The organism is Pseudoalteromonas sp. SG44-1 (assembly GCF_014164315.1).
In the GTDB taxonomy this organism is placed as follows: Bacteria; Pseudomonadota; Gammaproteobacteria; order Enterobacterales; family Alteromonadaceae; genus Pseudoalteromonas; species Pseudoalteromonas rhizosphaerae.
The window spans coordinates 1-250 of the sequence record NZ_JACJEW010000308.1; the positions used below are offsets into that span (position 1 = coordinate 1).

1 protein-coding gene is annotated in these 250 nt (G+C 35.2%); it reads right to left on the reverse strand.

The window, feature by feature from the left end:
- Positions 1-154 precede the first annotated feature (154 nt).
- Positions 155-250 (reverse strand): IS3 family transposase (locus H5187_RS25305; RefSeq protein ID WP_404936146.1); only part of this gene is annotated, 96 nt, incomplete at its 5' end.

Genomic DNA, 250 nt, shown 5'->3' on the forward strand with positions numbered 1-250 from the left:
TTTTCTGCTGTCATTTGGCTACCCGTCTGGTGTGTTTCAAGTTGATGTTTTTTTGCGAGTGCTATCCAACGTTGTAACGTTGAATAACCGACACCTAAATCATCTGCAATATCTTCTAGACGAACTGTAATGGTCAACAAATTCTGTAGAGATTCTAAGCGGCATTTTTTAATTCATTATATTTCTGATGTGGCGTCATATAATTAAGCGTAGAATGCCTACGTTTGTAATTGTAAAACTGAATATAATT